The organism is Streptomyces sp. NPDC002573, from assembly GCF_042889625.1.
Lineage (GTDB): Bacteria > Actinomycetota > Actinomycetes > Streptomycetales > Streptomycetaceae > Streptomyces > Streptomyces gibsoniae.
The window spans coordinates 1-10,442 of sequence record NZ_JBIARC010000142.1 but is presented as its reverse complement, the minus strand read 5'-3'; the positions used below and the strand labels follow the sequence as shown (position 1 = coordinate 10,442).

The window sequence follows — 10,442 nt, the reverse complement described above, 5'->3', positions numbered from 1 at the left end:
GACAGGCTCGAACTGCGGGCAGTCGCCTCGCTGCCCGGCGGTGATCACGATGGACATGGGCTTTTGCCCCTGCTCGACGGCCAGGTGGAGCTTTGTGGTCAGGCCCCCGCGCGAGCGTCCAAGGCCGTGGTCGTCCGGCTCGACGGCGATGCCGCCGGGCGGCTCGACCTGCAGATCCCCCTTTTCCGCGCCCCCGCGGCGTGCTGGTGGGCCCGGCACACGGTGGAGTCGATGTTGAGGTCCCAGGTGATGAACTCCTTGGCGTCGGCCTGGGCCTGCAGTTCGGCGAAGATCCGTAGCCAAGTGCCGTCCCGCTGCCAGCGTCGGAAGAGGTCGTACCCCCGGGCCCAGGGCCCGTACCGCTCCGGCACGTCCCGCCACGGGACACCGGTGCGGGTGCGGAACCGTATGCCGTCGATCAGCTGCCGCCTGGTCCATATCGGCGGACGTCCCGGCTTCTTACCCCTGGGCAACAGCGGCTCCAAGCGGGCCCACTGTGCATGGCTGGGGTTCGACGCCACCGCGACCTGGCGGCCGTGGAGCACCGACCTTGATCATTTCACCACCCAGGCAGGCCACTTCATGGCCGAGGAGGCTCCGGAGGACATCGCCACGCTGATCCTGGACCTGGTGAAGCGTTGATCGTCCCGGACGGGCCGGTATCCGGTAGCACTCACCGGAGGCACTGACGCACTCCGTGCGATGGGGCGGCAGCGTTGCGTGCCGCCATCGCCGCCGCCCGGTGTCCCGCGGCACCGTCATCGAACGGTCTCTCTTCGCAGGTCGGAGCACGAGACATCCCAGGATCCCCTCACTGGGCTCCGAACGCTGGATTCGGCAAGTGCTCCCGTCGCAGCCTCAATTGCAGGCAGACAGCGGCGTGGTCCATCCGATGCCGCTCTCACCACATCATGACCGAGAAGGGGAGGCATTCCCATGACAAGTGCGCGCAAGGTCATTGCTGCAGCCGCCGCCGTACTGGCGATCAGCGGAGGAACCACCGCAGCGGCCGGTGCCGCCTCCGCCCACGTGGCGCCGACTCAGGGCTCCGTCCACGACAGTCAGGCGGCCGGTTGGCACCATCTGTGGGGCCCGACGAAGATCACCGCTTCCTACCTCAACCACCACGGCAAGAAGTGGGTGTCGAGGTCGTTCGACGCCCACTCGGCGCGGGTCATCGGCGCCTTCCGCTGCTGGAACGGCGGCGACCACAGCAAGGCAAGGCTGCGGATCTACAACGTCGAGACGCACAAGTGGATCGGCGACAGCGGCGCTCAGCCCTGTGACTGGACGATGAACTACGTCCAGAACGTGGGCGGCTACCGGGACGGTCAGCCGCTGCGGTTCGTCGTCACGTCGGTCGGCAAGGCGCACACCACCGAGGTCGGGGCGTTCAGCGCGCCCTGACCTGCCGTGCCGTGCTCGCCCGAAGAATCATGCAGCCCATGTGACAGAAAGGACAGACCATGAACGCACGCAAGCGTGCCGCCATCGCCGCCGCCGGAGCGGCAATGGCACTCGGAGCCGGCATCAGCTGCCCGGGCGTCTCGCCCCTCGCCCAAGCCCAGACCGCACAGCCGACCGTACCGGCTTCGGCCTCCGGTCCGTTCCGCATCCACTCCTACGCCGGAGGCGGCAACAAGCAGACGCCGATCATGTGGGCGAACCACTCTGCTCAGATCTGCTACAACGCATGGGGGTCGCACCTGAAGGACGGCTACAACCTGTACCTGCACGCCAGTTCGGGTATCAAGTGGACAAGCCCGAGGTACTACGGCCCGAAGCACAAGACGTGCAGCCCCTGGAAGTCCTTCCGAGGCAACTTCACCGGGATGGTGCTCGCCCGTCCGAACGGAGGAGCCAACGTCTACGCCGACGTATGGCTCTACTACAACTGATCACCCCCTGCCTGCGGTCCACCTCTGGGTCCGCACGAACGAGGGTTCAGTGACGCCACACGGCGCGCAGGGTCGGGTGGCCCGGGTGAAGTACACCCCCGGGCCACCCGACTCGTCCGGCGCCCGGACGACGAGCTGACACCTGTGCGGTTCACGGGGGTAGGGTGATGTGGGCTCGTGACGCCGCAGAAGGCAGGATGCGACATGGTCGCGCGGGTCTGCCTGATCTTCGCACCTGATCTTCACACCTCAAGAACCCGCGCGGTCGTCGTCATGGCACGGCCGGCCGGGGATGCCGGTCAGACCCGGTCCAGGGGCCGGTGCGGACCGCTGGGAAGCTCCACTTCCAACGTGTCGCCAGGGCGCACCATGCCACCTTCCCTCACGACGCTCATGATTCCGGCTTTGCGCACGACGTTCCCCGCCTCGTCGCGACCGACGACCTGCTTCAGCAGCCCGTCCTGGAAGTTGTCGATCTGCAGGCAGGGATTGCGGAGGCCAGTGACTTCCAGGACCGCGGAGTCGCCGATGCGCAGCAACGTGCCGACCGGCAGACTGAGCAGATCGATGCCGCGGGTGGTGATGTTCTCGCCGAGTTCGCCGGGCGCCACCTTGAACCCTTCTTCGCCGACCTCGGCGAAGAGCTCTTCGTGAATGAGGTGGACCTGACGCAGATTCGGCTGGGTGGGATCCTGCGCGATGCGCGAGCGGTGCTTGACCGTCACACCGGCGTGCACGTCTCCCTCCACACCGAGCCCGGCGAGCAGCCTGATGCTGTCCCGGTTCGGCTTGGTGAACGAGTACTCCCCGTTGCTGCTGACCGCCGTCACTCGCCCGTTCATGTCTCGGAACCCCCTGTTCAGTAACAATGGTCAGCCAGAAGCCTAACCCCGGTTGCGCGAGACGGGTGGGCGTCGCGCGCCCGGGGGCTCCACGTACCGACGTCGTAGGTGAGGCGCTTCGCCGGGCGGGACCCAGGCTTCATGCGTCCCGCCGGTACGCTCCGGCGCGTGCCGCCGCGGCCGCCTCGGCGGCCTGGTCCGCTGCGGCTTCGCCGAGGGGGTCGCTGGTGGTCAGCAGGTGGTAGCAGAGGGGGGCGGAGACGGCGCGGATCACCTGGTGTGTGTCGGTGCTTTCGGGCAACTCGCCCCGGTAGACGGCCTGTTGCACACAGGGTGCCCATTCCTGGATTCGGATGTCGTAGAAGCGGTGCAGGGCCTCGGCTGCCTTCGCGTCACAAGTGGCTGCCGCGATCACCGCCTTGAACAGCGCTCCTTGCCGAGGATCGGCCGGAGTCCGCTGCACGAGCCGGGCATTGGCCTTGAGGTCGCCGAGCAGCGAGCCGTCTCGGTAGGGGGCAGTGACTGCTCGGCCATGGCCGCCAGCAGATCGGCCACGAGGCCGGTCACCGATCCCCAGCGACGGTAGACGGTCGTCTTGCCCACCTCGGCGCGGAGTGCAATGTCGGCACTCGGACTCGATCAGGGACTCGGGGGCACTCGTCTGGAGTCCCCTGGGCTGGGGGCGGCTCACCGGCAAGATCCGCCGCGGCCGGCCGCTGCCCGCCACGAGCCGACTGCATCAAACAGCGGACTACGGTCCTCCGGTCGAGGACGAGCACCTCTACCGCGTCGTCGACGCCCTCGACGAGATCGCGCGGGAAACCGGCAAGTCCATACCGCAGATCGCCATCAACTGGCTGCTGCAGCGACCGTCTCCTCCGGCATCATCGGCGCCCGCAACGAGGAACAGCTCCGCCAGAACCTCGGTGCCGTCGGCTGGACACTCACGCCCGACCAGATGGCGAAACTGGATGCGGCGAGCAGTAGGACCGCCCCCTACCCCTACTTCCCGTACCAGCGCCAGGAAGGCTTCGCCCAACTCAACCCATCCGTGGTCGACATCACTCTGCCGCCCGCAGCATAGGAATGTCGGCGGCATCGGGATCTACCTCGGCGTGGAAGCCCGCCGACAGCACCCGAAACGATCCGTTGCACGGGAACCCGGGTGCCCGCGTTCGCAGCCAGACCCACTGGTGTCGGAGCGCCGTATCGGAAAAGCTGCGGCACATGGACTGGATGCCCCTGCTCTCCACATTGGCCGGTGCCGCCATCGGTATCGCGGCCACTCTCATCGCCGATCGCAACCGGTGGCAACGGGAAGAGGCCAGGCACGCGCTGAAAATACGGCGCGAGGTGTACACCGCGTTCGTTTCCGCCCTCAAAGCCGCAGGTGAAGAGATACGCGCCGTCGCCTTGGGCGATCACATGTCCGCGTCGGCGCGTGACGCGGCCGTGCGGGAGGCCGTCCGCGGCGCCGGCATCTACACGGCAAGTGAACGCCTTTGGCTCGTGGGGCCCCCGCAGGTCGTGGCGGCGGGAAACGAGGCCTTCCACGGTCTGCGCGCACTGCGCGACGCCTACGCCCGGGGGGTGGCTGTCGGCTCCGCCGAGGAAGCGCCCCTGATAGCGCGGCGGCGCGCGGCCATGGCTCAGATGCGTCAGGTCATGCGTGAGGACCTGGGGATCGGACCGCTGGGTATCGAGTGACCGTCACCGCTCCCCTGCGAACTGCCGCTTCGCGTTGCAGTCTTGGTCACCGGCGTGCGGTCCCGGAAGCACTCTTCATCAGCGAAATCAGCGCCTGGCTCTCGTGCAGGCTCGCTCCCGAGTTCCGGGCCGCAGGGCGGCGCCTGCTGGCGCAACCGTCACCCGCGGGGAGCGCGCGCACGGCGTGCTCATGTGAGCCCTGTACGCGCCCCCGGCCCGGCGAGAAAACTTCCTTGCCACGGGCATGTGGCCAGAACGTCATCCTCCGCCTTTGCCCGGCTTCTTCAGGAAGGCAGGTCGGTCGCTGTGCTGTTGCGTCTGCCCACGTCGTTGTCCGAAGCGCAGGAATGTCTGGCCGAGGGGGCCCTGCCCATCGGCGGGGCAACGCTCCTGTGGGCCACCTTTCAGCGGGACGGCTTCCCCGAACTCGCGATGTCTCTACGCGACTTGCCGGAGGCGAACGTTCTGGGACCCGAGACCGTAGGCGGAGCGGTCGTCCTGAACCGCATCGACGACCGCGTACCCGATGTGCTGCGCCTGGCGGCCGGTACGGTGGGCACCGGGGCCGTTCGGCGCACGGCGACGGTGGGCGGCAACGTCGCCGGCAGCACGTTGCGCTGCCTGCTGCCCGCGGCACTTGTCCTGAACGCCAAAGCGACCGTCCTGGAGTCCGACGGTGTCCACGAGACGGATCTGGCCGAGGTGACCGCCAAGCGTCCCCTGCTGCTCAGCCTCCGCTGGGGCACTCCTCTCGCCTCCGCCTATCGCAAACTGCCCGCTCAAGCAGGCGGACCGCCACCTCTCGTCGTAGCCTCGGCATTGCACGCCGCCGAGGGCACGGGCGTCCGCCTCCGTGTCGCCGTACGCGATGGCTACGACGTGCTGAGCGGCGTCACCGCCGCTGATGCCGACGCCGAGCGGACCTTGCACGCATTGCACGGAACGGCTCTCGGCGACCTGCCGGCCGCCGCCTGGGAAACCGTCCGCCCACAGATCGTCGGCCTGCTGGGGGCGTCCGGTCGCCTCTGAGGAAGCGGGCGCGTCGGAGGACGCCGGTCTCGCACGCGCTCCACGCGGCTGGGAAGCGCTCACGCGGCAGAGCTGAGGGTGTGCCCCCAGGCATCGACGGTGGTGATCTCGGCACGCCGTGGGAGGACTTCGTTGATGAGGGTGTCGTGCAGGGCGGGACGGGGATCGGCGCAGGAATCGGACAGGACGGTGACCTGGTAGTCGAGGTCGGCGGCCTGCAGAGCGGTGGACAGGACGAGGCCGGCGGTGACGGTGCCGGCCAGGACGAGGTGGCCGATGTCCTGGGCGGCCAGGATCTGTTGGAGGTTGTTGCCGGCGAAGGCGCTGACGCGGTTCTTGTGGACGACGATCTCACCGTCGGCGGGAGCGACGTCGGGGTGGATGGCGGCGCCAGGGTCGTCGGCCGTGAAGAGGTGCGACGGAAGGGCGCCGAAGATCTTGTTGCGAGGGTGGGCGTCCATGTGACCGTGGCGCAGCTGAAGCGCCACGTGGATGACCGGGATACCGGCGGCGCGTGCCGTGTCGAGGGCGTGCACGGCGCGGGGCAAGTAGTCGTCGGGCATGTGGGCGAGGTGATTGTCCTGGAGGTCCCTGAGCAGCAGTGCTGTACGGGACATGGTCGTACCTTTCGTCTGTGGGTAGTCCTGCCCGTGGAAATCTCGCGGCTCCGGACCGCGAGCTGAGGGGCGCGGAGACAGGGCCGGGCCACCTGGCAGGTCTACTTCGCCGCCTGGGCGTCCGTTGCCGTCGCGCGGCCGAGCGTGCGGTCGAAGACCGTCAGCAGGAGGTAGAGAACGCCGGCGCCGAGCATGACCCAGGCGAGCTGGTGCATGCCGCCGGTGTCCGCGCGTTGCCCGAAGGACGCGGCGGTCGCCGAGGAGGCGATCATCGAGCCGACGTAGGCGAAGGTGCGCAGCAGCCCGGCCGACGAGGCGATGCGCTCGGGATCGGCCTGGAAGTAGACGGAGTTCTGCAGGGCCAGGTTGTTCAGCCCCTGCGGGACACCGAAGATCAGAGCGAGGACGAGCAGCGTCCACAGGGGGCTCTTCCCGGTGAGCGTCAGCATCACCAGGCAGGCGACGATCTGTCCGGCCGCGCCGAGGAGCAGCTTCCCGCGTAGCCCCTTCCGCCCTGAGATGAGCGAGACACCGATCGCCACCAGGAACATGGGGATCTGCGCCAGCCCGGCGCGGAAGGGCGTCAGCCCGTAGCCTTCCTCGGTCCACTGGCTGAAGCCGTAGAGGAACGCGTAGGCGACGACGTAGGCGACGAGCGCGCGTCCGTAGGTGGTCAGGAGCGGTGTGTTGCCGCCGAGTACCCGCAGGTCGATGAACGGGGTGACGGCCCGCAACTCCCGGGCCGCGAAGGCCGCTCCCACGACGACGGCGATCACCAGCAGGTACCAGTTGCGCAGGTGCAGGTTCATCAGAAACAGCAACAGCGAGACGAGCATCGCGGCGAACAGGCCCATGCCGAGCAGATCGAGCTGGGTGGCCAGGCGGCCACGCTGGGGAGCCTCGCCCGTCCCGGCCGACTTCGGCAGCCGCCGCAGCCCCAGCAGCACGGCCGCGACGGACAGCGGCACATTGAGCACGAAGGTGGCGCGCCAGCCGCCCGCCGCGATCAGCAGACCGCCCAGCAGCGGGCCGACGACGGCGATGGTCTGGTTGGCGACTGCCAGGGCGGTCAGCACCCCGCCGGGACTGTCCCGTCCGGTGCGCTCGGCCTCGCTGCGCAGCAGTGCCATCGCGGCGGGATAGCCCGCGCAGGTGCCGAATCCGAGCAGCACGCGCGCGGCGATCAACACCCCCACGTTCGGTGCCAGGGTGCCGACGACGCCCGCGACTCCGACGAGGCCGGTGCTGAGGAGGAAGAGCCTGCGCGGCCCGAAGATGTCGATGAGCCGGCCCACGACCGGCTGCCCGAGCGAGGTGGCCAGGTAGAGGGCGGAGACCAGCCACGCGGTCTGCGAGGCCGGCGCGCCCAGGGCCTTGCCGATGGGCACGAGCGCGACGGAGATGATCGTCGAGTTGATCGGGTTCAGGACCGAACCCAGCATCATCACCGGCAGCAGCCGGCGGTCGAAACCCGGCTTGTCCGTCTCCCGTATGGAGTCCGTCTTCGCCTCAGTCACGTGTCAGCCGCTCCAGTACGGCCATGGCGACGATCACAGCCTGACGTTCTTCCTCCGTGCACTTGTCCTGCAGCCGGCCGGCGAGCCATTCCGTCCGGGCCTGCCGCCCCTCCTCCACCCGACGGAGCCCCTCCGCGGTCAGCGCGATCAGCAGACGGCGCCCGTCGTCCGGGTCAGGGCTCCGCTCCACCAGGCCCATCGAGGCGAGCGATGCGACCATCGCCGTCATCGACTGGTGCCGCACCCCCTCAGCGGCGGCAAGCTCACTCGCTGTGACGCCTCCCTTGCCGGACAACCGGGCCAGGACGGACGCCTGTCCCAAGGTGATGTCCTCGACCTCGGAGGCCTTCAGGATGCGGCGCCGCAGACGGCTGATGACAGCGCGGACCTCGCGCGACGCCTGAACCGCCGACGGCGACAGACTCGGGTGCTTCTCGCTCATGCCCTCCACGTTAAAATATGCAGCCTTGGCTGTACAGCTTTGCCTGTATAGCCAGTGGTGCGTCACTCACTGTCGCCTCGCACCGAGCCTGGGAGCAGTTGTCACTGAACTGTCAGTGATTCCGGCGGGAGTTGAGCCGGGCGGCCTGGCGCGTCAGGTGGTCGCGCTCAGCGAGGTCGGGTGCCTTCTGGGCCGCCTCGGCGTACAGCCGAGCCGCCGTCGCCAGGTCGCCGTCGCGCTCGTGGAGGTACGCCGCCACCGCGGCGTGGCGGGGCAGTGAGGCGTCCAGTACCGCGAGCGCGGCCAACCCGGCGCGCGGTCCGTCGGCCTCGCCGACGGCGACCGCGCGGTTGAGCCGGACGATCGGGCTGTCGGTCAGGCGCATGAGTTCGTCGTACCACTCGACGATCTGCACCCAGTCGGTCTCCTCGGCGGTGGGCGCATCCGCGTGGAGTGCCGCGATGGCGGCCTGGGCCTGGAACTCGCCCAGCCGGTCGCGGGCGAGGGCCGCCTGCAGGATCGCCACGCCCTCGGTGATCGACTCGGTGTCCCACCGGCCTCGGTCCTGTTCGGCGAGCGGCACCAGGCTGCCGTCGGGCGCGGTCCGGGCGGCACGCCGGGCTTGGTGGAGCAGCATGAGGGCGAGCAGCCCCGCCACCTCGGGGTGGTCGACCTGGGCGGCGAGCCGGCGGGTGAGCCGGATGGCCTCGGCGGCGAGGTCGACGTCGCCGGAGTAGCCCTCGTTGAAGACCAGGTAGAGGACGCGCAGCACGGTGGCGACATCGCCGGGCCGGTCGAACCGCACGCCGGAGACGGTGCGCTTGGCCCGGCTGATGCACTGCGCCATGGTCGCTTCGGGCACCAGGTAGGCCTGGGCGATCTGGCGGGTGGTCAGCCCGCCCACGGCGCGCAGCGTGAGCGCGACCGCGGACGACGGCGTCAACGACGGGTGGGCGCACAGGAAGTACAGCTGGAGCGTGTCGTCCACCACGGGCGCGGGCCCGGGCGGCGGCTCCTCCTCGACGAGGTCCTCACGTCGGCGGCGGGCGGCGTCCGCCCGCATCGCGTCGAGGAACCGGCGCCAGGCCACGGTGACCAGCCAGCCCTTCGCGTCCCGCGGCGGGTCGGCCGGCCAGACGCGTACGGCCTCGACCAGCGCGTCCTGCACGGCGTCCTCGGCCGCCGCGAAGTCGGCTCCGCGGCGGACGAGGATGGCGATCACGCTGGGCGTGAGGCTCCTGAGCAGGGCCTCGTTCATCGACGAGGTCACTCCGTGATGGTGGGCGGCGCGGCAAGGAACGGGCGCACCTCGATCCACTCGTGGATCGGCTTCCCGCCCGCACCGGGGGCGGCCGACAGTTCCCCGGCCAGCTCGACGGCACGCTCGTAACTGTCGACGTCGATCACCGTCCAGCCGGCGATGAGGTCCTTGGTCTCGGCGAACGGGCCATCGGTGACCGGGGGACGCCCCTCGCCGTCGTACCGGACCCACGCTCCCTCGGGGGCGAGTCCCTGACCGTCGACGAACTCGCCGGTCTTCTCGAGCCGGGCCGCGAAGTCGTTCATGTACTGCACGTGCGCCGAGATCTCCTCCGGCGTCCACCGGTCCATGCACACGTCGTTCACCGGAGCCGGGGCGCCGCGGTAGTGCTTGAGCAGCAGGTACTTGGCCATCGTGATACTCCTCGTTGCTCGTGCGACCCATTGTGACCGCATTCACCTCGGGGACGGAGCCGAGCACGCGTTGTCGACATCGCCGTCCAGAAATTCTTTGGGCTCTCGTGGATCAGGCCGGGTGGGCCGTCTGACGATGGCCGGATCCACCGTGCGACGCGAGGACGACGAGAGCCGCTCGCACTCCAACGCCAGTTCGACCCGGCAACCGCCTCCGGCACATCCTGCTTTCCGGGCCGAGCAATACGCAGGTCAGGGTCGCAGGACCACTCATCCGGATGGCGTCGACGTGCAAGATCCTCGGTTCTGTACTGGCATTCGAACTGGTCGGCGCGAGAGCGCTGGGCGTGTCGGCAAGTCCGGCGCGGGCCACCGCATCGGTGCTCATCGGTGCTGTGGGCAGCGCCTGACGGCCACGGTGAGGCGTGCACATCGAGAAATCCCTGTTCTCCGACCACCGCCCAGGCCGGAGTACGTGCGCTTGAGCACAGTCGGAATCCTGTCAGCCCCAGGGTCGAACTCCTCGGCGGCACTTATCGGTTGAGCAAGACGTGGAAGTTCGGCACAGCGGGAGTCGTCGGCCGGTGGCCGGGCGGTGGAGACGTCGAAGCACATGACGTGCGCCGTGCTGCCGCTGCCCAGCCGGTTCGTCAGGCGCACGCGGGTACCGGGCCGGTAGCGGGAGAAGTCGACGATCACGTCGAAGCGTTCGGCCG

11 protein-coding genes and 3 pseudogenes are annotated in these 10,442 nt (G+C 69.2%); 5 read left to right on the top strand and 9 right to left on the bottom strand.

What is annotated here, in order from left to right; all coding sequences use genetic code 11:
- Positions 1 to 98 precede the first annotated feature (98 nt).
- Entirely contained in the window at positions 99 to 521 is a 423-nt protein-coding gene (locus ACFYX0_RS45180; protein WP_388980980.1) for an IS5 family transposase, read from the bottom strand.
- Between the two features lie 415 nt (positions 522 to 936).
- On the opposite strand from ACFYX0_RS45180, the gene ACFYX0_RS45175 reads away from it, so the two are divergent.
- On the top strand, positions 937 to 1,407 hold the full coding sequence (locus ACFYX0_RS45175) for a hypothetical protein (RefSeq protein ID WP_388980972.1): 471 nt from the start codon (positions 937 to 939) through the stop codon (positions 1,405 to 1,407).
- Between the two features lie 59 nt (positions 1,408 to 1,466).
- Positions 1,467 to 1,898, top strand: a complete 432-nt coding sequence (locus tag ACFYX0_RS45170; RefSeq protein ID WP_355922796.1) for a hypothetical protein — start codon at positions 1,467 to 1,469, stop codon at positions 1,896 to 1,898.
- 299 nt (positions 1,899 to 2,197) lie between these two features.
- Here ACFYX0_RS45170 and ACFYX0_RS45165 read toward each other — a convergent pair whose 3' ends face one another.
- Entirely contained in the window at positions 2,198 to 2,740 is a 543-nt protein-coding gene (locus ACFYX0_RS45165; RefSeq protein WP_388980969.1) for an MOSC domain-containing protein, read from the bottom strand.
- A 139-nt stretch (positions 2,741 to 2,879) separates the two neighbouring features.
- Positions 2,880 to 3,367 (bottom strand): annotated as a pseudogene (locus tag ACFYX0_RS45160) (TetR-like C-terminal domain-containing protein); the annotation flags it as partial.
- Position 3,368: 1 nt separating this feature from the next.
- Between ACFYX0_RS45160 and ACFYX0_RS45155 the strand changes: the two are divergent.
- The 3 genes and pseudogenes from ACFYX0_RS45155 to ACFYX0_RS45145 all read left to right on the top strand — a co-directional run.
- Positions 3,369 to 3,824 (top strand): annotated as a pseudogene (locus ACFYX0_RS45155) (aldo/keto reductase); the annotation flags it as partial.
- 143 nt (positions 3,825 to 3,967) lie between these two features.
- Complete coding sequence (locus ACFYX0_RS45150) at positions 3,968 to 4,447, top strand: hypothetical protein (protein ID WP_388980966.1); 480 nt, start codon at positions 3,968 to 3,970, stop codon at positions 4,445 to 4,447.
- A gap of 306 nt (positions 4,448 to 4,753) precedes the next feature.
- The gene (locus tag ACFYX0_RS45145) at positions 4,754 to 5,476 is read left to right on the top strand and encodes an FAD binding domain-containing protein (RefSeq protein WP_388980964.1); all 723 of its coding nucleotides are present in this window, start codon (positions 4,754 to 4,756) and stop codon (positions 5,474 to 5,476) included.
- A 59-nt stretch (positions 5,477 to 5,535) separates the two neighbouring features.
- Here the strand turns inward: ACFYX0_RS45145 and ACFYX0_RS45140 are convergent, their stop codons facing one another.
- From ACFYX0_RS45140 to ACFYX0_RS45115, 6 genes and pseudogenes are all read right to left on the bottom strand, one after another.
- Positions 5,536 to 6,093 (bottom strand): cysteine hydrolase family protein, encoded by a 558-nt coding sequence (locus ACFYX0_RS45140; RefSeq protein WP_388980962.1) that lies wholly within the window; start codon positions 6,091 to 6,093, stop codon positions 5,536 to 5,538.
- 101 nt (positions 6,094 to 6,194) lie between these two features.
- Positions 6,195 to 7,538 (bottom strand): MFS transporter, encoded by a 1,344-nt coding sequence (locus ACFYX0_RS45135; protein WP_388980977.1) that lies wholly within the window; start codon positions 7,536 to 7,538, stop codon positions 6,195 to 6,197.
- A 64-nt stretch (positions 7,539 to 7,602) separates the two neighbouring features.
- Positions 7,603 to 8,052 carry a MarR family transcriptional regulator gene (locus tag ACFYX0_RS45130; RefSeq protein WP_355922779.1) on the bottom strand — a complete coding sequence of 150 codons (450 nt, stop codon included), beginning with the start codon at positions 8,050 to 8,052 and terminating at the stop codon, positions 7,603 to 7,605.
- Positions 8,053 to 8,164: 112 nt separating this feature from the next.
- Positions 8,165 to 9,310 carry an RNA polymerase sigma factor gene (locus ACFYX0_RS45125; protein ID WP_388980974.1) on the bottom strand — a complete coding sequence of 382 codons (1,146 nt, stop codon included), beginning with the start codon at positions 9,308 to 9,310 and terminating at the stop codon, positions 8,165 to 8,167.
- Between the two features lie 8 nt (positions 9,311 to 9,318).
- Positions 9,319 to 9,726, bottom strand: coding sequence for a YciI family protein (locus ACFYX0_RS45120; RefSeq protein WP_388980959.1), 408 nt, complete (start codon positions 9,724 to 9,726; stop codon positions 9,319 to 9,321).
- 384 nt (positions 9,727 to 10,110) lie between these two features.
- Positions 10,111 to 10,442: pseudogene (locus ACFYX0_RS45115) on the bottom strand (hypothetical protein); the annotation flags it as partial.